Source organism: Pseudidiomarina terrestris (assembly GCF_030466375.1).
Taxonomy (GTDB): Bacteria; Pseudomonadota; Gammaproteobacteria; order Enterobacterales; family Alteromonadaceae; genus Pseudidiomarina; species Pseudidiomarina terrestris.
On the sequence record NZ_JAGGJE010000001.1, the window covers coordinates 525,205 to 550,389 of the forward strand.

13 protein-coding genes are annotated in these 25,185 nt (G+C 52.4%); 10 read left to right on the forward strand and 3 right to left on the reverse strand.

Going from position 1 to position 25,185, the window contains the following annotated elements; translation table 11 throughout:
- The first annotated feature begins 30 nt into the window (after positions 1-30).
- The 3 genes from J6J28_RS02490 to J6J28_RS02500 all read left to right on the forward strand — a co-directional run bounded on the left by J6J28_RS02490 (position 31) and on the right by J6J28_RS02500 (position 5,453).
- The gene (locus J6J28_RS02490) at positions 31-678 is read left to right on the forward strand and encodes a response regulator transcription factor (protein ID WP_301719743.1); all 648 of its coding nucleotides are present in this window, start codon (positions 31-33) and stop codon (positions 676-678) included.
- Positions 679-782: 104 nt separating this feature from the next.
- A complete protein-coding gene (locus J6J28_RS02495) occupies positions 783-5,021 on the forward strand; it encodes a S8 family serine peptidase (RefSeq protein ID WP_301719744.1) in 4,239 nt (1,412 codons plus the stop codon).
- An 18-nt stretch (positions 5,022-5,039) separates the two neighbouring features.
- Positions 5,040-5,453, forward strand: coding sequence for a hypothetical protein (locus J6J28_RS02500; protein ID WP_301719745.1), 414 nt, complete (start codon positions 5,040-5,042; stop codon positions 5,451-5,453).
- Here the strand turns inward: J6J28_RS02500 and J6J28_RS02505 are convergent.
- Positions 5,431-8,928, reverse strand: a complete 3,498-nt coding sequence (locus J6J28_RS02505) for a hybrid sensor histidine kinase/response regulator (protein ID WP_301719747.1) — start codon at positions 8,926-8,928, stop codon at positions 5,431-5,433. The two genes, J6J28_RS02500 and J6J28_RS02505, sit on opposite strands and share 23 nt — an antisense overlap.
- Positions 8,929-9,512: 584 nt before the next feature.
- Between J6J28_RS02505 and J6J28_RS02510 the strand changes: the two genes are divergently transcribed.
- From J6J28_RS02510 to J6J28_RS02535, 6 genes are all read left to right on the forward strand, one after another.
- Entirely contained in the window at positions 9,513-12,497 is a 2,985-nt protein-coding gene (locus J6J28_RS02510) for a TonB-dependent receptor domain-containing protein (RefSeq protein ID WP_301719748.1), read from the forward strand.
- A 105-nt stretch (positions 12,498-12,602) separates the two neighbouring features.
- Positions 12,603-14,567, forward strand: a complete 1,965-nt coding sequence (locus J6J28_RS02515; protein WP_301719749.1) for a S9 family peptidase — start codon at positions 12,603-12,605, stop codon at positions 14,565-14,567.
- Positions 14,568-14,733: 166 nt separating this feature from the next.
- Positions 14,734-15,000: a DUF4212 domain-containing protein gene (locus tag J6J28_RS02520; RefSeq protein ID WP_301719750.1), complete on the forward strand. Its 267-nt coding sequence runs from the start codon at positions 14,734-14,736 to the stop codon at positions 14,998-15,000.
- A gap of 12 nt (positions 15,001-15,012) precedes the next feature.
- Positions 15,013-16,728 (forward strand): sodium:solute symporter family protein, encoded by a 1,716-nt coding sequence (locus tag J6J28_RS02525; protein ID WP_301719752.1) that lies wholly within the window; start codon positions 15,013-15,015, stop codon positions 16,726-16,728.
- Positions 16,729-16,782: 54 nt separating this feature from the next.
- Positions 16,783-18,675, forward strand: coding sequence for a DUF294 nucleotidyltransferase-like domain-containing protein (locus J6J28_RS02530; RefSeq protein ID WP_301719753.1), 1,893 nt, complete (start codon positions 16,783-16,785; stop codon positions 18,673-18,675).
- A gap of 5 nt (positions 18,676-18,680) precedes the next feature.
- The gene (locus J6J28_RS02535; RefSeq protein WP_301719754.1) at positions 18,681-19,334 is read left to right on the forward strand and encodes a 3'-5' exonuclease; all 654 of its coding nucleotides are present in this window, start codon (positions 18,681-18,683) and stop codon (positions 19,332-19,334) included.
- A gap of 185 nt (positions 19,335-19,519) precedes the next feature.
- On the opposite strand, the gene J6J28_RS02540 is transcribed toward J6J28_RS02535, so the two are convergent.
- Positions 19,520-19,870, reverse strand: coding sequence for a LytR/AlgR family response regulator transcription factor (locus J6J28_RS02540; protein ID WP_301719755.1), 351 nt, complete (start codon positions 19,868-19,870; stop codon positions 19,520-19,522).
- A 224-nt stretch (positions 19,871-20,094) separates the two neighbouring features.
- Between J6J28_RS02540 and J6J28_RS02545 the strand changes: the two genes are divergently transcribed.
- The gene (locus J6J28_RS02545; RefSeq protein ID WP_301719756.1) at positions 20,095-22,065 is read left to right on the forward strand and encodes a S9 family peptidase; all 1,971 of its coding nucleotides are present in this window, start codon (positions 20,095-20,097) and stop codon (positions 22,063-22,065) included.
- Between the two features lie 74 nt (positions 22,066-22,139).
- On the opposite strand, the gene J6J28_RS02550 is transcribed toward J6J28_RS02545, so the two are convergent.
- Positions 22,140-25,013 carry a TonB-dependent receptor plug domain-containing protein gene (locus tag J6J28_RS02550; protein WP_301719757.1) on the reverse strand — a complete coding sequence of 958 codons (2,874 nt, stop codon included), beginning with the start codon at positions 25,011-25,013 and terminating at the stop codon, positions 22,140-22,142.
- Between the last annotated feature and the right edge of the window lie 172 nt (positions 25,014-25,185).

Genomic DNA, 25,185 nt, shown 5'->3' on the forward strand with positions numbered 1-25,185 from the left:
ACCGCGCACCACTAATGGTATCCATCTGAAATGGCGAAGTTTTTAATTGCTGATGATCATCCACTGTTTCGCGAGGCGCTGCAAGGCGCGCTCGCGAATCACTATGACGACCTTGAGTTGCGTGAGGCGGGTGATCTTGAGGCAACGTTGGCGGCGTTAGGCGAGGACGATGATCTCGATCTGTTGTTGCTTGATCTGCATATGCCGGGTAGCGGCGATTTGTATGGACTTATCCGCATCCGCGAAGACTATCCGTTGCTGCCCGTCGCCATTATTTCCGGCTCGGACGATACCAGTGTGGTCGCCAAGTGTATGGGCTTTGGAGCCTTAGGGTTTATCCCTAAGTCGCTACCGTCAGCCCAAATCGCGCAGGCCATCGATACCATTTTACAAGGCGATACCTGGGTGCCCGCGGCGATGCGCGGACGTTTGGATGGCATCAGTGCCGAAGACCAGCAATTGGCGCGTAAGGTTGCTGCCCTCACTCCACAGCAATACCGCGTACTTTACCTATTGCATGAGGGCTTGCTGAATAAACAAATCGCCTACCAGCTCAACATCACCGAAGCTACAGTGAAAGCGCATATCACCGCAATTTTCCGTAAGCTCGGCGTCTACAGCCGCACCCAGGCGGTACTGTTAGCCGAGCGGCTGCAACTGGAAGCTCCCGTCAGTTAAACTTTGTTAAGTTTTGTAACATTCTTTACACACTTTCTGTACCTGATCCTTGCATGTCGTGGTATCGTTTAACTATAAAAACGATAAACAGGAAGGTAGTTATTATGAAAGATGCTTCTCAAGCGATGCGGCCTGCACTGGTCGCGCTGGCGGTACTGTCCTCGTTGACAGTGACGGCGGCATCGGCGCAGGAATTGCGTATGAAAACGATGCAGTCGCCGCAACTGGTTCAGCAGCACGGTGTGGAGAAAAAGTCCGCGCTGGCGCAGGGCGTGGTGAAAAAATATGATGTCACCCGCTTTATTGTTGAGCTCAAAGACCCGGCCGCCGCAGTGTACAAGGGAGGTATCGCAGGATTTGCGCCGACCTCAGCTAAGGCGAACGGCAGTGAACGTCTGCAGTTAGGCTCGCAACCGGTCAAGACCTATCAGCAACATTTGCTGAGTCAGCAGAACGAGGTTCTGCGTGGCCTGCAAGCGCGCGTTGGTCAATTGAATGTGAAGCATCACTTAACTCTGACCTTCAACGGTATGGTGGTGGAGTTGCCAGGTAAGCAACATGACCAGCAGGCCCTCCTTGCTCAGTTACAACAAGTGCCGGGGGTGAAACGCGTTTATCCCGACACCAAATATTATGCTTCAACGCCCACGTCAATGGATCTGATTCAGGCACCAGGCGTGTGGAGTCAACTTGGCGGCCAGAGTCAGGCCGGGCGTAATGTCAAAATCGCTATCATCGATGGCGGTATTGATCACGACCATCCGCTGTTCGAAGACAACGGTCACCCGAGTGTCAGTCGCCCCAGCAAAGCCGATTATTGCACCACCACACCTACCTTCTGTAATGACAAAATTATTGTCGCGCGCTGGTATGAGCCAACGGGTGATGTGCATCCCGACGAAACCGAAACGCCGGCGGATTACAATGGCCATGGTAGCCACGTAGCAGGCACTGCAGCGGGCAATCCCGGTACTTATACCATCAATGGAGTGAGTCTGAATATTACCGGTGTTGCACCGGGTGCGCACCTGATGGTGTATAAAGCGCTTTTCAGTGACCCCGATGGCCGCGGCAGCGGCAGTTCGTCTATGCTGCTGCCTGCTCTGGAAGATGCCGTTGCTGATGGCGCGGATGTGATTAATAACTCCTGGGGCGGTGGTCCTGGCGGCGATCCGGCCGATAGTCCGTACCAGGCCGCATTTGCGGCGGCGCGTGCAGCTGGGGTGTTGACGGTCACAGCAGCAGGAAACGATGGCCCGGGTGATCGCACCATTGGCTGTCCGGCCTGTATCGAAGACGGCTTGACCGTCGCCAGTAGCCAGCATGGCCGGGACCTCAGTCCTACGGTTGCAGCGGCTGGATTGCCTGAAGTGAATGCGGTCATTGGTGACGGTAACTTCACTATCTCTCAGGATATTTCTGCGGCGCTGGCGCTGGCCAGTAATGCCGGTGATAACCTTGCCTGCTCGGCATTTCCTGCGGGCAGTTTTAATAACCAGATTGTGCTGGTGCAACGTGGCACCTGTACTTTTGAAAGCAAAGCAACGAACGTGCAAAATGCTGGCGCGGTCGCCATGATCGTGTACAACAACGAAGCCGGTTTGCTAACTATGTCGATGAATGCGACCACCTTGCCTTCGGTGATGATCACCCAACAGGCCGGTGACGCGATTCGCGCCGAATGGACATCTGCAGCGACGGCGACCATTAACGCGCCAGAAGCGCGCATTAATGAAGATGCTGAAGATAGCATGTCCTTGTTTAGCTCACGCGGACCAAATGGCGACTCAAGCTTCCTCAAGCCCGATATTACTGCGCCGGGTAGCAATATTCTGGCACCGGTACCTGATGACAGTATCGGTAGTTTATCAGGCACTTCCATGGCATCGCCTCACGTTGCCGGCGCGGCAGCTTTATTGTTAGATCAGCGCCCCAATCTGGATGCTGATGAGCTGAAGTCATTATTGATGACCTCAACGGACAGCGGGCTGCGCGACGATGACTTTGTCAGTGCAACCACCCCGTTCGATCGCGGTGCTGGCCGGCTTAACGTAAGTACTGCCGCAGACAGCTTTGTGGTAGTAGACAAGCCTTCGCTGGCGAATAATGCCTGCTCACTGAGCTGCTCGTTCACCCGCACTTTCACCAACACCGGCACTGCAGCGGTCAGTTTTTCGGTTGAGTTTGCCAGTGCAAACCCGGAAATGACTGCGGTAATTGATGAGCCTATTTTCAACCTGGCCGCGGGCGAGAGTAAGGAAATCCAGTTCGACCTTGATACCCGCTGGTTGCCGGACGGCTGGGCCTTTGCCGAGGTGCTGGTGACTGGCAGCTCAAGCAGCCACCCGAACCTGCGTCTGCCGGTGGCGGTGTATGCTTCGTCTTCCGATAACGAAGCCATTGTTACTGTGGCGCATTCGGCCGGTACTGTCGAAGTGGGCACGCCGTTTACCATTGATGCCCGTGGAGCACTGGGCAGCACCAGTGATCCGGTCAGTATTGATGTGCAGATCCCGGAAGGTGCGACCGTGGTGGATGGCTCACTGAGCTTCACCGAAACGCGTTCCTCGGCGACCTCAAAAGGGCTGGCAGCAGACGGGCGCAGCATCAGCTGGACCGGCTCGCAAACCGACGAAGAAAGCATCAACACCATTACTGTGGCGAGCAGTGAGTTTTTTGCCGGTCAGACAATTGAAGACTTAACCGGTTCTGCGCCTGCGAATTTCCTCTGCGCAGATGGCTGTGATGACGACATCTTCACCCTGCCGATTGGCGATGCTGGTGGCGTTTACCTGGATAACGTGCTCTATAACAGTCTGACGCTTTCGACCAACGGTATTATTGCCGCCGGCGAACAGTCTGGGGCGATGAGTGGCACGGCAAGCAATAATCCCATTCCCGATGACAGTCGCTCGGCAGGTTTCTGGGCGCCGTTCTGGACCGATCTGGAGATGGGATCCAATGTGGGCGGTGGTCAAATTAACTACGCAGTGCTGAGTGATGGCACCACCGACTATCTGGTGATTGAATTTGCAAGTGTGCGTGAGTGGAACGATGACTCAGGTGATCGTTACACCTTCTCGGTCTGGTACGAGCTGGGTACCGCGAACGTTTACTTCAATTACATCGATTTACCAACGGGCGCACCGGCAAGCCTGACTATCGGCGCGCAGACGCCTGCCGATGCTCTGGGTATTCTTGGGATTCAACGTTATCACGACGGTTTGGGAACTTATCCGAATGCCGGCACGGCATTGCAACCCAGCCTTGAGCGTGGCGAACGCGCCGCTGTTGAGTTGAGCTTCGACCTGGTGGTGGACACTATCGCCGATGCGCCAAATCGTGCCGTGCAGACAACGCGTGATGAGTCAGTCACTGTTGACTTGAGCAGCGAATTTGCTGCACCAGGTCGCGACTTGCTGACCATGGCAACAGTGAGCTCAGGTTCAGCAAGCTACAGTGCTGCGCTGCCACAGCAGATTGCTGCCGATGGCGATGTTACTGTGGAAGTCGTTGGCACTGCCAGCAATGGTTCCGTAGAAGTGTTAAGTAACAACAACCTGCGTTACCTGCCCAACGCAAACTTTGTCGGTACGGACAGCTTTACCTACCGCGGTGTTGATGCGGCGGGACAGTCAACCACAACAGGTACGGTGCAGGTAACGGTGGTCAATAATCCACCGGAAGCCGTGGTGGCACCGGTTGACGGGGCCAAAGAAGCCGACGCTATCGTCGAACTTGATGCCAGCGGCAGTAGCGACCCTGACGGCGACACCCTGAGCTTCAGCTGGCAACAGTTGGCAGGACCTGATGTTGAAATTGCCGACAGCGATCAGGCCATCGCCAGTATCGTGGTGCCAGCGCTGGAGCAGAGTGCAACTGCAGAGTTTGAGGTAACGGTTTCCGACGGTCAGCAACAGGATACCGCTACTGTCACTGTGACCTTTAAGGGAGCGAACACTGCACCTAACGCTAATGCGAATAGTGCGCTGTCGCGCGTACCTAGTGGGCAGCAAGTGACGTTAAGCGGTGAAAGTAGTGGTGATCCGGACGGCGATACTCTGGCTTACAGCTGGGAACAAACCGCAGGACCAGCCGTGACCCTATCCAGCACTGACGAGGTCACAGCGACCTTTACCGCCCCTTCAGTGAGCACTGAACAGGATTTGACGTTCCGGTTAACTGTCAGCGATGGTTCCCTGGAAGACACCGATGAAGTGACCATTAGTGTCTTTCCTCAGGAGTCTGGCACTGATGGCGACGAGTCATCAGGCAGCTTTGGCGCCTGGTTAGGCCTGCTGGCACTACCACTGATTTGGCTGCGTCGTCGGACGCAGTCTTAAAACAGACAAGGAGCAGCTATGAAGTACCTTATCGCAGGAGCAACGTTAGCATTGTTGGCCGGCTGTAACGGACCCAGTGAGGAACCGTTACAGTCCCAGCCAACAGCGGCTGCGGAGGATCCTCAGGCGCAAATGGCGGGGCTGGACCAGCAGATCCGCTCGATGATTGGTATGGCGTACGCTGATAACCTCGAGCAGTGTCGGTTGGCGGAAGTTGGCCACCGGCCTTGTGGTGGGCCCCAGTACTACATTGCCTATTCAACGACTACCGTCGACGAAGCGGTGTTACAGAAGTTGATCGCCGAACATCGGCAGTTGCAGATCAACTATCAGCAACGGCACGATGTGGTCGGTACCTGTGAAGTGATTCCGCGTCCACAACTGACCATGCAGGGTGGGCGTTGTATCGCTAGTCCGACCGCTGAGCGTTAACCTGCAAGTGGTTCAGTAATGCCTTTAAAGCCGCGGGTTTGACCGGTTTCGCCAAAAAGTGTAACTGGCAGGCCCGCGCTTCTTTCCTTAAATTATCGTCCCGCATAGCGGTCACCAGGGCTCCATGAAGGCGCTCTCCCCACCGTTCACGTAACGCCCCTGCAAGACTCAAACCGTCGTGTTCGTCATCGCCTAACTGGTAATCCAGCAAGATACCATCCGGTCGCTCATGGGTGCGGGCATACTCCAGTGCAGTGGCGCTGCTGGTAAAGGTTTCTACTGTACAGCCCCATTTTTCAAGCAGGGCGCGTAGCGCACTGAGGTTTTCCTGATCATCATCAACACAAACCAGGGTCAGGGCATTCGTGGGTTGGGCCTGCTCCCGTTCATAGGGTTGGCTGACGACCTCTGCCGCCGAGCCAAGTGGCACAGTAACTGAAAAACAGCTGCCTTTACCTTCGGTACTCTTCAGCTTGAGCTCGCAGTGCAACTGCTCACTCATACGCTTGGCGACACTAAGACCGAGGCCGACGCCTTCGACCCGGGTGTTCTGACCGCGGTAGAAAGCATCAAAAATGCGGTGCCGCTGCTGCTGGGTAATGCCGGGGCCCGTGTCCCAAACTGAAATTCGCAAATTGCTACCGCGTCGGCGAATACCCAACAACACTTTGCCCTGCTCGCGGTTGTACTTGATGGCATTGGACAGAAAGTTCTGGATGATGCGCCGCAGGTAAGTAGGATCTGTATAGATGACTGCATCCTGCCAGCTTGTTTTGAGTTCGATACCGCGCTGCTGGGCCAGTACGCTGTATTCATGGATCAGTGGCTGCACGATGCTGCTGAGCTGCACGTGGCGAAAGTTTGGTTGCAGCGCCCCCTGGTCCATTTTGGCAATTTGCAACAGGGTACTGAGCAAGTGCTCGGTGGACGCCAGGGCGGTGTCGAGCTTGCCTGTCAGCTGCAAGTTCTGAGTGGATAAGGAGGTCTCATCCATGGCCGACAAATACAGACGTGCGGCATTCAACGGCTGCAGAATGTCGTGACTGGCCAGTGCCAAAAACCGGGTTTTTGAGGCATTGGCTTCTTCGGCTTCTTGCTTGGCTTTTTTCAGCTCGACTTCAACTTTACGGCGGCGGTCAATTTCTTCGGTGAGTTCGTTGTTGATTTCCCGGATTTTGCGCTGGCGCACGTGAATACGCTGTTCCAGGTCGATGTTGGCTTCTTCCAGCGCCTGCGCTGTTTCCACGTGTTCGGTGATATCGGTGAAACTGGTCACGAAACCGCCGTTGGGTAGGGGGTTTCCGACCATTTCAATGACGCGCCCGTCGCCACGGCGACGGATAAAACGATGGGGAGAGCCCATTTGCATGTAGTTCAGACGTTTAGCGACCAGTTCATCGGTTTCTCCGGGGCCGCATTCGCCGCGCTCCGCGTTATAGCGGATGAGGGCAGCGATGGGCTGGCCGGGTTTAACCATGCCGTCGGGGTAGTCAAACAAATCCAGATAGCGCTTGTTCCAGGCGACCAGACGCAGTTCGGCATCCACTACACTGATGCCCTGCGCTAGATTTTCCAGCGAGCTGAACAGTATCGATTGCTGGGTCTGCAGTGCCTGGGTGGTGTCATCGAAAAAGTGTACAACTTCTTCTAAGTGCAAGCGGCGATCACGTAACGCGGCTTCGACCAGAGAACGTGCGGTAGCGGCTCCCAGCACGCCGGATAAGGCGCGCTCCACGTAATCGATAAATTCCCGGCTGGCGACATCGTCCTTGTTGGTGTCGTTAATCACGATCTGCTGGGCGTCACTGTAAAATGCCAGCAACTGCGCGGTGCGTTCATTGCCGACGAAGGTCTTGAGGAGCAGCACCATGTCGCCGTTAGTGGCCTGATGATGACGACTAATGGAATGTTCCTGTACTACCTTCCGCGGCGTGACAAAAGCCGTAGCCTGAATGCGATCGACCAGGCGTGGCTGGGCCACGAGTGAGAAAATGATATAGGCAGCGACATTGAGGCTGAGGCTGATGACGGTGCCCTGGGTAATGATACTGCTGTCGCTGGTGGTATGCGGCAGATACATGGGGAAGGCGACCGCGAACAGCCAGGCCAACAGGCCGAGGGCCAGGCCAATATAGACGCCGCGGGCGTGACCGCGGCGCCAATACATACCGCCAATAATGGCAGGTAGTAGCTGCAGCACCACGGAAAAGGCCAGTAAACCGATGCTGACCAGGCTGGTATTGGCTGCCCACAGGTAATAACACAAGTAGGAAAACAATAAGATGGTGGCAATGGCGATGCGGCGAATTAACAGCAACCTCCCCTGAAACGAGCGTACTTCTGTTTGCTGCTGTCCGGCGGGCATGCCGAACGGGAAGCGATGACCGCGCTGCAGAATCAGTGGCATGATCACATCGTTAGTGATCATGGTACTTAGGGTCACGGACGCGATAATCACCATTGCCGTGGCGGCCGAGAAACCACCGATAAAAATCACTACGGCCAGCCAGGTCTGATCATGCAGGAGCGGCAGTTGCAGCGCATAGGTTGAGACGTCCACGCTGTTGCCGAAGAAGTATTGACCGGCGACGGCGATAGGCACGATGGCGGCCGCGATGAGGAATAGATACAGCGGGAAACCCCAACGCGCGGTGCGTAAATGATCAATATTTACATTATCCACGACGGTGACGTGAAATTGCCGGGGGAGGCAAAGAATAACTCCGGCGGCCATCAGGGTCTGCACAATGAAATCAAAGCGGGTGAAGGCCTGCCAGGACCAATCGCTGCGCTCGTCAAGGCGGATGCTTTCAAGCATGCTCAGTGGTGAGGCATCGCTAAACACTGACCAGGCAAACCATGCTGCGGCCAGTAGTGCAATGAGCTTGACCGCTGATTCAAAGGCAATGGCCAGAATCATACCATTGCGATATTCAGTAACTTCGATGTGCCGCGTGCCAAATAGCATGGCGAACACCGCCATCAGTGCCGCTGCTGCGAGCTCGTTGATTGAAAACTCGGTAAGGGCGGTGGTGTTTTCGGTCAGCACCACAAAGGTGAGCCCTACGGCTTTGAGCTGCAGCGCGATGTATGGAATGGTTGCCAAAGCGGCGATAAGCGTGACAAATAAGGCCAGGCGCTGGCGCTTGCCGTAACGACTAGCGATAAAGTCGGCGATGGAGGTAATGTTCTGCTGCTTACTTACCGACACCAGCTTTTCGACCAGCGGCAGACCGAATAAAAAGAGCAGCATAGGGCCGAGCAAAATAGGCAGGTAGGCCCAGCCAAAGTTCGCCGCGTTGCCAACCGCACCATAATAGGTCCACGAGGTACAATAGATCGCCAGCGACATACTATAGACCGTCGGCTTATAGCTGAGACGATTGGCCCAGGAGCCGGTTTTATCGCCAAAGTGTGCAACTGCAAACAAGGCGGCAACGTAGGCGAGCGCTGCAACAATCAGGAGTAGGGTCATGGTCGTGGGTCTGGACTCTTGGCGAAAGCAAAAACAGTAGCTTGGCAGGGGGAAGCGGTCAAGCACGACCTTGGTCTAGGGACGAGCCTTACGGGCTGGTTATAAGTTATACAACGTCATAGCGCGTGTCCCGAACGTGCCTTCGCTCGGCACTATCCGGCGATTTGACTGATTAACATCTCGAAACATAGGCGTTGGCGGCATCCACCGGAAAGCTGCTCTTGGCAGGCTGTATAGACAAAAATTGTGAAATCGCAGCTCACACATAACATATGGTATATTTAGAAGGGTATAAAGTCAAAAATGGAAAGAAAAACATTGGCTTAGCTACATAACAAAATAGAATAGAGCTCGATTGAAAAATACTCACAAATTATTACACCGAATTATTACATTCAAAGTGTTTACAACTCGCCTTAAAACTATTGTAAAAGGCCTGGAACTGTGGTTGACTGAGACTCGGAAGGCAAGCTGCAGCCTAGCAGCATCTTCTGTGGAACCATAATCTACGGTTGTACCAATTGAATTTTATAAAAAGTTCCATTGAAACCTAACTTACAATAAAAATTATCAGGGAGACTCACATGGCTAAGCAGTCATATTTGTCGAGTTCAATCCGTTCTATCATGATGGCAGGTTTTGGTACTGCGTTATTGGCTGGCGCTCCAGCTTTTGCGCAAGACCAACAGTCTGAAGAAGATCAAGGTGCGGATGAAAAAGAAACAGTTGTTGAGAAAATTCAGGTTACGGGTTCACGTATCCGTACCGACGGTCTTGATAGCGCTACTCCAATCGAGATTATCACTACTGATATCGCTGAAGACCAGGGCTTAAGCACTCTTGGTGAATTACTTCGTACCTCAACTGTGGCGGCTGGTTCTGACCAGTTGATCGCAGCCTACTCTGTTGGTTTCGTTACCAACGGTGGTAGTGGTGCAGAGTCAATCTCTATGCGTGGTTTAGGTGCAAGTCGTACCCTCGTCCTGTTGAACGGCCGTCGTGCCGGTCCTGCAGGTACACGTGGTGCGGTTTCTGCATTTGACATGAACGCATTACCTATCAGCATCATCGAGCGTGTTGAAATCCTGAAAGACGGTGCTTCTTCACTTTACGGCTCTGACGCTGTTGCTGGTGTTATCAACATCATCACTAAAAAAGGCGAAGGCGGTGAAGTTAACGTTTCTGGCCTTGCTCCTTTCGAAGGTGGCGGTGAAACTTATCGTGTAAACGGTACTTACGGTAAAGCGTTTGACCGTGGTTCATGGCGTGTAGTTGCTGACTACAACGTGAACACGGGTGTTAAGCGTGGTGACCGCGATTACTTTGACTGTTCAGAGCGTTACCTGTTCGATTATGAAACAGGTGAGCGTGCCGATCCAATCGATCCACGCACCGGTGAATACCACTGTTCTGAAAGTGGCTTTGGTTTGTTCCATGCAACCGGTACCCGTCTTCCGCCCGGTACTTCTGGCGGCCGTTTCCAGTATAACTACGATGGTTTCGACGCTCAGGACCCGACTACAATCAACCCTTACTACCCAGAGATTGGTAGTGAAGGCTCTAACCCTTACGTAACTGCTGTGCCAGACGGTTGGTACTGGGCTGGCTATAACAAAGAAGGTGACGGCTTGTTGGATGGCGGTCGTCACCCAGCACGTATGAACGCAACAGTTATTCCTGAAACGACAGTAGCCTCTGTTTACCTTCAGGGTGATTACGACCTGACTGACACCACCTCTATGTATGGTGAGTTGTTACACAGCAGCCGTAACACTAAATCTGAAAGCGTACGTCAATTCTGGACCCGGGAAATTGGTTATTCGGCAATTAGCGCAGTACCAGGTTTTGAAGGTAGCAGTTTCGTACTTCCAGTACATTACACTGACCACTACGGTAACGACACTACTGTCGATTACTCACGTGCAGTGGTTGGCTTAGAAGGTTCAATCGGTTTCTGGAACTGGGATGCGTCTTACCAGCGTTCGCACAACAGCGGCGAATACAAGCAAGACATCATCTTATTTGACTCTATGATCATGGCTCAGGAAAACCTGTTGGGTATTCCTTGTGAAGGCCGTGTCACTGAGACATCGGGTCGTGCTTGTTACGAATACGACTGGTTCGATCCACAAAATATGTTTGGTAACCAAAACCAGGAAGCACGTGACTTCTTGTTTGGTCAGGACGTAGGTAACACAACCTATAAGCAAGATACCTTTGATGCTTACATCACTGGCGACTTGTTCAACATGCCTGCGGGTCCTGTGGGTGTTGCGGCTGGTGTTTACTGGCAGCGTGATGAGCTTAAAGACACTCCTGGAGAAAACACTCTTGCAGGTAACTCTTGGGGCTTGAGCGGCGCTGGTATCACTCAAGGTAGCGCAATTACTCGTGCAGTTTATGCTGAATTCCAAATGCCACTATTGCGTGACCTTCCAGGCGTTGAAAGCCTTGATTTGACCGCTTCTGGTCGTTGGACTGACGTAAGTGCCTACGGTAGCGATACTACGTTTAAAGTAAGCGCTAACTGGACTATCGGTGCGGGCTTCCGTGTTCGTGCATCACGTGGGTCTTCGTTCCGTGCTCCGGCACTTTATGAGCTGTACTTAGAGAATCAAACAGGCTTCATTAGTCAAAATTCTGATCCATGTTTGAACTGGGTTGAATCAACCAACGAACGCGTACGTCAAAACTGTGCGGCAGACGGCGTTCCAGAAACTTACACCGATACTTTAGGTAGCTCAGGTTCAATTCTGTCTATCTCTGGTGGTGGTGCAGGTCAGCTGAAAGCTGAGACTTCAATCTCTGAAGGTATCGGCTTGGTTTACACCAGCCCAGAAGGCGTTTTCGCGGCGTCAATCGATTACTATGACGTGGTCATCAACAACCAGATCTCGAACGTTTCTGGTGGCGCAGTGCTGAGCCAGTGTTACAACTCAGAAGACTTCGCAAACGAACCATTCTGTGATCAGTTCCAACGTAACGACGGTTCTGATGACGGCGACTGGAGCATCATCCAGGTTCGTGGTGGTTACTTGAACACAGCTGAACAAGTGGTTCGCGGTGTTGACATCGTGGTCACTTACCAAGACTCGTTTGACTTTGGTGACCTGCGCGTGAAATTGGATCATACGAATCAGATCCAACGTTCATTCCAGCAGTTCCCAACGGATGAACCACAGAATAACATCGGCTTAGTGGGTAACCCACGCCATGTTGGTAGCTTGAACACCACGTTGAACCGTGATGACTGGAGCTTCAACTGGAATATGTCGTACTACGACAAAACTGAAGACTACTCGTACTACGGTTTTGACGACACGACTTATCGTGAAAACCAGGTTCGATTCGTAGCCGAAACTCCGACCTACGTCCTGCACTCATTGTCAGCGACAACTACGTTCAATGACAATATGGACGTAACCTTCGGTATCGGTAACTTGTTCGACAAGCAGCCGCCTAAAGTTAGCCCTACAGCATCGTACACATTTGGTAATGTGCCGTTGTTCGCATCACAGCTTGACTACTTAGGCCGTCGTGCGTTCTTCAACCTTTCATACAGCTTCTAAGAAATTAGATTCGATATGTAAATTTGAATGACCAAAGCCCCACCTTGGTGGGGCTTTTTTATTGAATAACTACAATAATTTATAACTACAGAGAACGAGGGCTTTATGAAGTATTCAATATTGGTGGGGCTGGCGGCGTTAGTCATCCCGGCATTGAGCTTCAGCTCTACAGTAGACACGGAGCTGTTGGAAAATTACGCAAAGCATGCGCAGTACCTTGATGTAAAAATTTCGCCTAAAGGTGATTACCTGGCAGCGACCTCACGCATTACTGATGGTTCTGTGCAGTTGACGGTCATCGATATCGATGACAGCAAAATTCTTTCTGTCACTCAGGGGCAGGGAAATGAGTCAGTCGGCTCCTTTCAATGGGCCAACAACGAGCGTTTGGTCATGACCATGGTGCGCGAAGTGGGCTCTCTGGATCAACCGGTGCCAACCGGTGAACTGTTTGCGATGGACGCTGACGGTTCCAAGCAAGTGATTCTGACTGGACCTCGCTCAGAAAGCGGTGAATACGTGTTTGCCCAGGTGGTGGATTATCTACCAGAACAACCTGATGCCATTATGATTTATCAGCGTTCGTTCACCTCGGCCGAGCCTTACCTTGATTTGTACACCATGAAAATAACCTCTGGGCGTAAACGTTCGGAAGGTCGGATCCCGCTCAAAGCTTACCGCAGCACTAACGTGCAGGTGGTTCTCGACGATCAGGGTGTATCGCGCATGGTATTGGGCATCGATCCAGAAGACGGTAATAAAACCGTGATTTTGGGCCGTGACGGTGCTAATCAGGACTGGTATGAAGTGACCAGTTATTATGAAGAAGAGGGCGGTTTTGTACCTCTGCTGATGTTGCCTGGCACCGACCAGGTCGTGGGGTTAAGTGATAGTGAATCCGATACCCGCGCGCTGAGCGTGTTGGATATCAGCAGTAAAGAAGAAACTATCCTTGCCGAGCATCCAGCGACCGACCTGATGCCGATCATGAGTGTAAAAAATGGTCGTGCCAACGAAGTGATTGGTGCTGCCTTTGAACAGCAGGGCATCGATACCTTTTTCTTTTCTGATGTGAAAGATAAGGATTACTCGAATCTGGTGCAGAGCTTGATTGCAACCTTCCCGGGGCAGTCAGTATCCATTAATTCATCAACTCGCGACAATCGTATTTTGACGGTACGGGTGGAGTCGGTGAATTCGCCTACTAAGTTTTACATGTTTGACCGCGACAAAGGCAAACTAGCCTCGATCGCTGCGGCGAAACCATGGCTGGAAGGGCACCCGATTCCGAAAACCAAAACCATCGTCTACAAAAGCCGCGATGGTCTGGATATCTACGGCTTGCTGACCTTACCTAATGGCAGCGACGCCAAGGACTTGCCGCTGATTTTATTACCTCACGGTGGCCCGCACGGCATTCGCGATACCATGTCGCGTATGGACAGTGATGCCAAGGTCTTTGCCGAGCACGGCTATGCGGTATTTCAGCCCAACTTCCGTGGCTCAGGTGGTTATGGTCGTGAGTTCCTGGAACTTGGCTATAAAAACTGGGGTACCACCATGATTAACGATATGACCGATGGTGTGCAGCATTTGATTAAAGAAGGTATTGCAGACCAAGACCGTGTTTGTGTGTATGGCGCCTCGTATGGTGGCTACGCAGCGGTACAAAGTGGTGTGCGCGAGCCTGACCTTTATCAGTGCATCGTTGGTTTTGTTGGCGTTTACGATTTGAACCTGATGTACGAGCAAGGGGATATTCAGCAAGCGCGTGCGGGTCGCAACTACCTGGACCAGGTGTTACCGTCAGCGGAAGAAGGCCGTGAAGCCCAGTCACCTGTCTATAACGTGGACAAGTTAAAGGCACCAGTATTTATCATCCAGGGTGGTGCTGATGTGCGCGTACCTGAAGCTCACGCATTTGCCTTGCGCGATGCGCTCAAAGAGCGCGACCATCCGTACGAGTGGATGTACAAAGAGGCCGAAGGGCATGGTTTTTACAAGCCAGAGAACAATGTCGAACGCTGGCAAAAAATGCTCGCGTTTTTCGATAAGTATATCGGCGAGTAAGTCTCCCGTTAGTTCTTTAAAAACACCGCTTCGGCGGTGTTTTTTTATGCCTGCGCGTTGCTGAAATTAACTGCATTCGACCAATGTCGTATTTGTGTTTGTGCGGAATCCGACTAGATTGCTAGATGAACAAATCACAATAACAACAGAACAACCTGGAGGCGTTATGGCTTTTAAGAGCGAAGAACTCGCTAAAGCCTACTGGCGCGAGAACATTGGACTGGTACTGAAGCTATTAGCAGTCTGGTTCCTCGTGTCTTATGGTTTTGGAATTATTTTGGTGGACTGGCTGAACCAGATCACTTTTTTTGGCTTTAAGCTGGGCTTCTGGTTCGCGCAGCAAGGGTCAATTATTACTTTCGTCATTTTGATTTTTATTTACATCAAACGAATGGCGGCGCTCGATAACAAATACGAAGTTCACGAAGACTAAAGGGGCCGATTCATGGATATTCAAACGCTCACGTTTATTATCGTCGGCCTCACCTTCGCACTTTATATCGCTATTGCGGTGTGGTCGCGAGCGGGCTCGACAAATGATTTTTATGTTGCCAGTGGTGGTGTTCATCCTGTCATGAACGGGATGGCAACTGCGGCCGACTGGATGTCAGCAGCATCCTTTATTTCCATGGCGGGGATTATCTCTTTCGCCGGTTATGACGGTAGCGTGTATTTGATGGGCTGGACCGGTGGCTACGTGTTGCTTGCCCTGTGTCTTGCGCCTTATTTGCGTAAGTTCGGTAAGTTCACGGTGCCTGATTTTATTGGCGACCGTTATTACTCGCAAACCGCGCGTACCATTGCGGTTATCTGTGCCATCCTGATCAGCTTTACCTATATTGCCGGTCAGATGCGTGGTGTGGGTGTGGTGTTTTCACGCTTTCTGGAAGTTGAGATTGCGACGGGTGTCTTCATCGGCGCCGTGATTGTATTTTTCTACACCGTTCTTGGCGGCATGAAAGGGATTACTTACACTCAGGTTGCCCAATACTGCGTGCTGGCCTTCGCGTATCTGGTCCCTGCGATCTTCATCTCCATCTACATGACCGGACACTTCCTGCCGCAAACTGGCTTTGGCGCCACTATCGCCGAAGGCGTGGCGGGTGAAGGTCAATACCTGTTGCAGCGACTCGATGGTCTGTCCGAAGAGTTGGGGCTGGCGGCGTATACCTCCGGGGTGAAATCGAAGATCGATGTGTTTGCGATTACCGCTGCACTGATGGTCGGTACTGCCGGTCTGCCGCACGTTATCGTACGCTTTTTTACCGTGCCTAAGGTACGTGACGCGCGTCGCTCGGCCGGTTGGGCACTGGTATTCATTTCCGTGGTCTATCTGACGGCACCATCGATTGCCGCCTTTGCTAAGGTCAACCTGATCAATACCGTCAATGGTCCTGACCTGACGGGTGTGAAGTATGAGCAGGCGCCTTCCTGGATTAAAACCTGGGAGCAAACCGGACTCATTACCTGGGAAGATAAGAATGACGATGGTCGTATGTTCTACTCGGGCGATGAGCGCAACGAAATGACCGTCGACCGTGACATCATGGTTCTTGCTAACCCGGAAATCGCTGATCTTCCAGCATGGGTGGTGGCCCTGGTGGCAGCCGGTGGTGTTGCCGCTGCGTTATCCACCTCAGCAGGTTTGCTGCTGGTGATTTCAACCTCGGTTTCGCACGATCTACTGAAGCGAACTCTGGCACCGAATATTACTGACCGGCAAGAGTTGATGTGGGCGCGGATTGCGGCCGGGCTGGCGATTGCATTGTCGACCTGGTTTGGTATTAATCCGCCCGGCTTCGTGGCGCAGGTGGTGGCCTTTGCCTTCGGCTTAGCCGCGGCGAGCTTCTTCCCTGCGATCATCCTGGGTATCTTCTACAAGCGCATGAACAGTACCGGTGCTATTGCTGGTATGGTGGTGGGTGTGCTGTTCACCCTGGCGTATATTATTTACTTCAAGTTTGTAAACCCGGCGGCGAACAACGCTGAGAACTGGCTGTTTGGTATCTCGCCTGAAGGTATCGGAACTTTAGGTATGCTCATTAACTTTGCGGTATCTTATATCGTGCACAAGTTAACGGGTGATGCCCCGCAAGCAACACAGGATTTGGTTGAATCTATCCGGTATCCGAAAGGTGCGGGTGTGGCAACCAGCCACTAAGTGTTTAGCCCGGCTTCGGCCGGGCTTTTTTATCACCTCCGCAAAGGAGTTTATATGCAGCCGGATTTCGCGGAATTAAATCGTTTTTTACTGGACTGTCCGCCGTTTGATCAGCTCAATGCTGACCAACGTCAGTGGATAGCCGGGCAAATCAAAGCCGCCTATATCAACGAACATAACGTGGATGAACTGTTCGCCAACTACAGTCCCGCGTTATACATCGTTCGTTCAGGCGGTTTTGATTTGCTTGCTCCCGATGGCCAGCTTATTGAGCGACTCGAGTCCCATGACTTATTTGGTTACCCCTCATTGTTGACTGGCCGTGCGATCGTCAATCAACTGGAGGTCGTCGAGGACGGTATCATTTACATCGTCGCCGCCGCCGATTTTGATCACTTGCGCCAGACCTCCCGCGCCTTCGAACATTACTTCATTCGCGCACACGAACAACGGTTCTTAACCGAATCCAGCTTCAGCCAGCCCCAACCCCACCCCAAAACTTATCCAGAAAGGGCAGCCCTTTCTTCGGCGAGTTATCCACAGAGGGCTGCCCTTGCTGGGGAGGTGGTGCAGCGGGCGGCGGTGTGTTTGTGTAGTACGGCGACGATTCAGGAGGCGGCGCAGGCGATGCGCGCGGAGAAGGTGTCGTCGATTATGGTGGTCGATGACGGACGCCTGGTGGGTATTCTGACGGATCGCGATTTACGCAATCGCGTGGTGGCCCAGGGGCTGAATTATGACATTCATATCAATGCGGTGATGACGCAGGCGCCTGCGACGATCGGCGCAAAACAGAGTCTGGTGGATGCGCTGGCATTGATGACTCAGGAGAATATTCATCACCTCCCGGTGGTTGAAGAGGACGGCAAACCTATCGGCATGTTGACCAATACGGACATGATGCGCGAGCAGAAGAGCGAACCGGTGATGCTCATCAGTGCTTTGAATAAGGTTGGCGACCGCGAGGCATTGGTTGCCGAGGCGGCTCACATTCCGGATTACATGCACAGCTTTGCGGCGCGGGTCAACGATGCTGCTGCGGTCGGACGCTTGCTGGCCAGTCTTACCGATACCATGACGCGCAAATTGATTGATTTCTACGAGCAGGAGCACGGTGTTGCGCCGGCCTCGTATGTGTGGCTGGCGTTCGGCTCGCAAGGACGGGAAGATCAGACCTTAAGCTCTGATCAGGACAATGGCTTACTGCTGGCCAATGATTTAAACCAAGCACAGTTAGACTGGTTTGCAGGGCTGGGAGAATTTGTTTGTGAGGGCCTGGCCGACTGTGGTGTGCCAAAATGCCCGGGTAATATTATGGCCTCTAATCCCGAGTGCCGGCGCACTCGCGCTGGCTGGCTTGAACGTTTCCAGAGCTGGACAGAGAGTCCGACGCCGAAAGCGCTGATGTATTGCCAGATATTTTTCGACAGCCGCAATGTGCGCGGCAATAAACGTCTTTATCAAGCCTACCGCGAGGATGTCGCGAAGCTGGGACGCTCGGACTTTTTCCTGGGCAATCTGGCCCGCTTACAGAGTAACGTACAGGTGCCATTAGGCTTATTTAACAGGTTCCGCGGCACCGAGTCAGGTAAAGACAGTGACTGGGTGGATATCAAACGCTACGGGATTGCGCTTATCAATGACATTGTGCGTCTCTATAGCTTGCACGAAGGGTTAACCGAGCCGCGCACGCTGACCCGGTTGCAATTATTGGAATCCTGCAAACTGCTTAATCGCAAAGACAACCAAGCGCTTGCCGAGGCCTGGCAATTTCTGACGCAGTTGCGCTTGCAGCATCAGCTGGCGGTGTGGGGCACCGCGCAACCGAAGAATGCGCTGGACCCTGATGAGTTGAGTACACTAAAACGGCGGCAGCTGAAATCAGCGTTTCGCATCGTGAAGGATTGCCAGCAAGGGGTCGGCCTGAAATTTGGCCGCATTGGGTAATGCAAATGAAAGCGTTGCTGGGCAAGTGGAAAGCAGCCTTACAGAACTATTGGCAGCGGCAGCGACGGTTGCGTAAGAGCTGGCGCCAGCAGCGTTATGTGGCGCTCGATCTGGAGACCAGTGGGCTTGAGCCAAAGTCCGACCAAGTGCTGGCGATGGGCTGGGTGGTCATCGAGCCGCCAGTGTTGGATTACCAGCAGGCGCAGTACTTTGTCACTCAGGCGCAACCTGATTTGAAGCAGTCGCCCGTGGTGCACGGTCTGGTGCGTCGGGACTTTCTTGATGCCACGCCGCCTCAGCAAGCGCTGGAGCAATTAGCGACAGTGTTAAACGGGGCGGTTCTGGTCTGCCACCACGTGCAGTTTGACTGGCAATTTTTGCAACGGTTGGCCAAGCAGCATCAGGTTAAACTACAGCCGTTAGCAAAATTCGACACCTTAACCTTCGAAGCCGCGCGGTTACGGCAGCAACAACATCATATCGCCAGAGGCAGTTTAACCTTGGCTGCGTGTCGGCAGCGGTTTCGTTTACCCATGTATGAAGCGCATCATGCCTACAGCGATGCCGTAGCCTGCGGCGAGCTGTTTCTGGCTCAGGCGTATCAATATGCCGGGAGTAGCGAGGCGTCATTGCAGGAGTTATTAGCTAAGGCAAAATAAAAAACTGCTCAATGTGGTCACCCTAGGGATCCCCACAGAGAGCAGTCAAAACGGAAGGCAGGCTAACTTACAAAGTTATCGTGATCCAGGGAGAAACGTGATAACTGTCTGTAGAACCTGTATTCATCCTACTACTTCAATGCGCTGTGTGACTTCATTTGTGACGAATGGAGCAAGACTTGGCATTAACTCGCCTGCTCTAACCCCAAACTCTGGAACAAGTCGCGCCGATAAGCATTACCAATGCGAATTTCTTGCCCGTTCTTCAATTCGACCAGCGAGTAGCGGCCAAGTTCACTGGAAATTTCATGTAAATGATCAATATTCACAATTGCCGAACGATGAACGCGCACAAATTGCTCGTCCCCAAGTTTTTCAGCAAGTGAGGTCAGGGTCTCACGATGCAGCACCATGCTGTCCTGGAGATGAATTTCAACATAGTTCGCTGCGCCCTTGATCCAAACGATATCTTCAATCGCGATAAAGCGGATTCGGCCGATAGATTTCACCGGAATATAGTTGATCGTGCTCGCCATACATCACCTCGTTGTCGTTATGTTATGTGAGTGGTTGAATTGGTGAAGACTATGGCAGGGTCAGCAAAAGAAAGGTATTTAAGCTTTCTGAAAAGTTCTTAAATTCCATTAAAACGGAGCAAAAACAATGAGATAATATTTGCCCGGCACGAAGTGGATTGTTCTTTTTCAGAAAAAAGTTCTATGGTTAATCATCTTATTACCTTTGCATCAGGAGACCTTCGATGGCGAACTTTCGTATGTTCAGTGTTGCTCTGCTCGGTTTGACCTTAAGTTATTCCGCTAATTTACTGGCACAGACGGAGGACAGCACTGAGCCATCTGCAACCCGAACCCTTAACAATGGCAATCTGGTACTGGAGAGTATTCCAACAATTCCAGTCCGTATTGGCGAACAATTGACCCGCTATCAGAATATTCGTTCGGCCGCTTTTCGCAGTTTTAACGCTGATGGTGATGCGATTTATATCAGCACAAGGTTTGGCGATGTAGCACAGATCCACAAAGTGAGCGAAGCAGGGGGTTATCGGCAGCAGTTAACCTTTTTTGCTGAACCGGTCGGAGGTATTGCCCGTCAGCCGGGCAGTAACGCCATGATTTTCAGCATGGATGCCGGTGGTAATGAGTTTAGTCAGCTGTTCAAGCTGGATCCGGCGTCCGGCGACTACCACATGCTCAGTGATGGTGAGTCCCGTAATGGGGCAGTGGTCTGGAGCCATGATGGCAGTAAGTTTGCTTACCAGAGTACCCGGCGTGATGGGCGCTCCAACGACATCTGGGTCATGGACCCTGAGCAACCGGAACAAGCTGAGCTGGTCGTTGCTGCGCCTGATGGCAGTTGGTGGGGCCCAGTCGACTGGAATCATGACGGAAGCAAACTGTTGGTGGTGCAATACCGTAGCATTACCGATGTGCGTATCCATGAGCTTGACGTGCAAGAAGGTGAATTAAGTTTGCTCGAAGGGAATGAGATGGGCAGCAATGCCAATTTCCCGCTCGCCTACCGCAAAGATGGTGAGGGCTTTTTCTTTACTACGGATCAGTTTTCGGACTTTACTCAGCTAGCGTTTCGTAATACGACAACGGGCGAAGTTGCGGTTATTACCGATGACATTGCCTGGAATGTCGATAACTTTGCCTTGAGCGATGATGGTGAGCGGGCTGCGTTTACGATTAATGAGGAGGGCATCAGTCAGCTCTATCGGCTGAACCCGGAAACCTTTGCCATGCAGCGCGTCGAGGGGCTTCCGGTTGGCGTAGTAGGGGGCCTGACCTACAGTCCGGACGGCAGCCGCCTGGCGCTAAGTATTAACACTCCCAAATCTCCCACTGATGTGTATGTGCTGAATAATGAGGATCAGTTAACTCGCTGGACTTACAGTGAAGTTGGCGGTTTGAATACAGAGAACTTTGTCGAGCCGGAGCTGGTTAAATTCAACAGTTTTGATGGCCTGCAAGTGCCAGCTTTTGTGTACAAACCCCAACAGCAAGGCCCGCACCCGGTGATTATCTCTATTCATGGCGGACCGGAATCCCAGTACCGGCCTTATTTCAGTGGCACCATTCAAATGTGGATCCAGCAGCTTGGCGCGGCAGTGATCGCACCGAATGTCCGTGGTTCGGCAGGGTATGGCAGCGAGTACGTGAGTCTGGACAATGGCTTTAACCGTGAAGACTCAGTCAAGGATATCGGCGCACTGCTGGACTGGGTCGAGGCCCAGCCGGATCTTGACGCGAGCAGGGTGGCAGTCATAGGTGGCAGCTACGGAGGTTATATGGTGCTTGCCAGCGCGGTGCATTACAGCGATCGCTTGCAAGCTGCCGTCGATATCGTCGGTATTTCCAACTTTGTCACCTTCTTGACCAATACCGAGGATTACCGGCGCGACCTGCGCCGCGCGGAATATGGCGACGAGCGGGACCCAGAAATGCGGGCGCATCTGACAGCCATTAGTCCGAATAATCATGTCGATAAAATCGACGTCCCTATGTTTGTTGTGCAGGGCGAAAATGACCCCCGTGTTCCTGTTTCTGAAGCCGACCAGATTGTTGCTGCCCTTAAGGCCAATAACAAAACCGTCTGGTACATGAATGCCCTCAACGAAGGTCATGGTTATCGGAAAAAAGAGAACCGCGATATTTATGAACAGGCGACGGTGCTGTTTTTCGAGAGCTATTTATTGCCAAAAGACTAGCAAGGTTGGTGCGCCCAAAATAGAACAAAGCCCCGCCAGCTGGCGGGGCTTTTCTTTTGGTGAACTGCACAGCTTTAGAATTTGTATTCAAAGCCGGCAAAGAAGTAACGACCTAAAGCATCATAGAAAGATGGAAAGGTATTACCGTTATCGCCTAATTGATTCGGCACTAATGGCGCATCGTTATCAAACACGTTGTTGACCCCGACATTGATTTGGCCACCGCTTAACACACTAAACTGTGCGGTGAGGTCAATGTAGTTTTCAGCGCCGAGGTTAAAATCACTGTTGATGTGATCAACACCACCCAGGTAACGCCAATTCATCGACAGTGTCATATCCCATGGGGTGACCCAGGTTGAACGCAAGTTATGCTGCCACTCAGGATTCGGACCGCCACAGCTGCCGCCCCAAAGGCCCGCACACTGGATGAGGTCGCTGCCAGGTTGCGGCAGTTCATCGAAGTTCATGAAGTAAGTACCCACCAGGTTAAACTTCAGACGACCCATATCACTCAGTCGGACAAGGTAGTTTGAGTTAATGTCGACACCAGTGCGGCGCAAGTAACCGATGTTCACGTTAGTGGCGGTAATATAGCCTTCAGCACCTTGCCAGATGGAACCGTTTTCGTTGCGATTGATCAGGTCACAGTAGGTGGCATCACCCGTTTCCAGACACTGGTTGAGTGAAAAGATCGGGTCCACAATGCCAACCGCGTCTTCGACATCGATATCAAAGTAGTCCACCGAGATATCAAAATCGTTTGCCAGGTGCGGGCGCCAGACAAAACCAATAGCCTTGGTCTCAGACTTTTCGGCATCCAGGTTCGGGTTACCGCCTTGCATGTAGTTATACTGACCGGCTGGATTGTCAAAAATCGAACCGTACTGTTCGGCAGTGACACCGGTATTCGCACAAGCTTCCAGACTGGCGGTTGGGTTGGCACCGGCACAAGGGTCTTCTGCCATATCGAACAGGTTCAGTCCCTGCGGCTGGAACAGCTCACGGATATTGGCGTGGCGCACAGCGCTTTGGAAACTGCTACGAATTTTAAAGGTGTCGGTGACGTCCCAGCCCAGCGCGACTTTATAGGTATCAGTATCGATGCCTGTCGAGTAGTCGGAGTAGCGATAGCCCAGATCGAGCATCATGGTATCCGCAAAACTGGCTTCAGTGACTAATGGGATCTGGATCTCGGTGTAGATTTCGTCAACACTCAGGTCACCATTTACCGGCACGGACGGGCCACCCTGACCAGCACCGTCACCGCTCTGAAATGCTGAGTCGGGTTGATAGCGTAAAGCTTCACTACGATGGGTGTAGCCGAATAGAATCGACGGCCCCATATAAGCCCAGGGGGATTTCAGCTCGCTCATGCTCAAATCGCCTACCGTATAAACGTTAAACTCACGAAGCTGAGTTTCACCGTTAGCATATAAAGGTAGGGTCAGGTAAGCCAGTTGCTCATCGGTAATGCCATTTGGCTGGAATACATTCCATGGCACGCAGCTGGGGTCCAGACCTTCAAGGGCCGAACGGCATACCGCTTCACCGGTTGCTGGATCGGCAACGATGTCTAAAGCGCGCTTGATGGCCGTGTTACTCAAATCGTTTTGATACATTTCGCTGTAGGCTACATCCCCAGCATTGAAGGACAGATCGTAGGTCCAGTCGCGCGTGATTTCGCCGCGTACACCGGCCACCAGTCGATGGGAGATATGCTGTAAGTCAGCATAGCGGGGCCCGCCTTCGACGTTGCGTTTCGCAAAGGTAGCGCTGAAGCTGTCATCGGGACCGTAGCCACGGTCGGCACACATAGCCTGATAGTGTGCTTCCGATAACAGTGGGTTGCTACAGTTGAAGTTTACATCGAGGAAGAACGAGCCAGACTGGGCAATTTGCGCCAGGCTGTGATCTTTCATGTAACCGACTTCAGCAAAGAACTCCGCATGTTCATTGACGTAGTACTTGGCAAAGCCACCCAGAGTGGTACGGGTATCAGGCCGCTGGAAGTAGTTTAATGGGGCATAGTTGTAGACGCGGCCATCGTAATTGATGAAGTCGGCGCCATCATGAACCCAGGCATTGTTACCCGCGAGCCAAAGCCCATCGGGAATGGTGGCCGAGCCTGAGCAACGCCAATTATCCGGTGAACCGGCTAAGGCGCAGGCACTGTTCTCACGCTGGTCCTGAGTAATACCCTGAATATCCCGATAGGTGGCGTAGACGGTGACGTTACCTTTACCATCGGCTGAGTTAGCGCCCATGATCAAGGAGTAGTCATTCATATGGCCGTCAGTAACACTGCTATCAGGTAACGCAAAGCCCGATGCTTTGTTGGCTTGTGCCGCAGGACCGTTATTATTGTTGTTATGCTGGTAAAAGCTATTCTGATAGCTGAATTTTACCCCCTCGAATTCATCGTCCATGATGAAGTTGACGACACCCGCCACGGCATCGGAACCATAGGTTGCTGAGGCGCCGCCAGTAAGAAGCTCGACGTTTTTGATGAGTGCTGCGGGGATCTGGTTCAAGTCGGCAGCGATACCCGACTGTGCGGGCGACCCCATGACCATGCGCCGGCCATTAATCAAAGCTAGTGTGCGATAAGAACCTAACCCGCGCAAAGATACAGTGGCGGTGCCAGTGGCGCCGTTGGTATCTGTGGAAGCCTGACCAGGAAACACCTGCGGCAGATCGTTGACCAGGTCCTCGGTACGGACAGCACCGGAAAATTCAAACTCTTCGGCGGTAACCTGAGATACCGGACTGGAGCTGACCACGTTAGTGGATTGGGGAATTCTTGAGCCGGTAACCTGAATACGTTCTGGTGCCGGTTCACCCTGCTCATCATTACTGATATCTTGCGCTATCGCTGGCGTCGTTGCCAGCACGGCAAGTGTTAAGGCTGCCTGCACTGACCGCGCAACAAAGGATTTTTGCATCATGGTGATACTCCCTAGAGATGGATTGTTGTTTTATTTCGCTTTGCTAAAGCAGGCGGCAAGCTAGCGGCTCAGGTGAGCGATGCGGCAAAAAAGGTATCAAACGGAGTTTATAGGTGAAGAAAAAAGCAAATGTAGGGAGAAGTTAGCCTAAAGGTTAATCTTAGTGTAATGC

Excerpts from the sequence above, each read along its gene's own strand:
- J6J28_RS02490 (WP_301719743.1), top strand. The coding sequence starts at position 31 with ATGGCGAAGTTTTTAATTGCTGATGATCATCCACTGTTTCGCGAGGCG.
- J6J28_RS02495 (WP_301719744.1), top strand. The coding sequence starts at position 783 with ATGAAAGATGCTTCTCAAGCGATGCGGCCTGCACTGGTCGCGCTGGCG.
- J6J28_RS02500 (WP_301719745.1), top strand. The coding sequence starts at position 5,040 with ATGAAGTACCTTATCGCAGGAGCAACGTTAGCATTGTTGGCCGGCTGT.
- J6J28_RS02505 (WP_301719747.1), bottom strand. The coding sequence starts at position 8,928 with ATGACCCTACTCCTGATTGTTGCAGCGCTCGCCTACGTTGCCGCCTTG.
- J6J28_RS02510 (WP_301719748.1), top strand. The coding sequence starts at position 9,513 with ATGGCTAAGCAGTCATATTTGTCGAGTTCAATCCGTTCTATCATGATG.
- J6J28_RS02515 (WP_301719749.1), top strand. The coding sequence starts at position 12,603 with ATGAAGTATTCAATATTGGTGGGGCTGGCGGCGTTAGTCATCCCGGCA.
- J6J28_RS02520 (WP_301719750.1), top strand. The coding sequence starts at position 14,734 with ATGGCTTTTAAGAGCGAAGAACTCGCTAAAGCCTACTGGCGCGAGAAC.
- J6J28_RS02525 (WP_301719752.1), top strand. The coding sequence starts at position 15,013 with ATGGATATTCAAACGCTCACGTTTATTATCGTCGGCCTCACCTTCGCA.
- J6J28_RS02530 (WP_301719753.1), top strand. The coding sequence starts at position 16,783 with ATGCAGCCGGATTTCGCGGAATTAAATCGTTTTTTACTGGACTGTCCG.
- J6J28_RS02535 (WP_301719754.1), top strand. The coding sequence starts at position 18,681 with ATGAAAGCGTTGCTGGGCAAGTGGAAAGCAGCCTTACAGAACTATTGG.
- J6J28_RS02540 (WP_301719755.1), bottom strand. The coding sequence starts at position 19,870 with ATGGCGAGCACGATCAACTATATTCCGGTGAAATCTATCGGCCGAATC.
- J6J28_RS02545 (WP_301719756.1), top strand. The coding sequence starts at position 20,095 with ATGGCGAACTTTCGTATGTTCAGTGTTGCTCTGCTCGGTTTGACCTTA.
- J6J28_RS02550 (WP_301719757.1), bottom strand. The coding sequence starts at position 25,013 with ATGATGCAAAAATCCTTTGTTGCGCGGTCAGTGCAGGCAGCCTTAACA.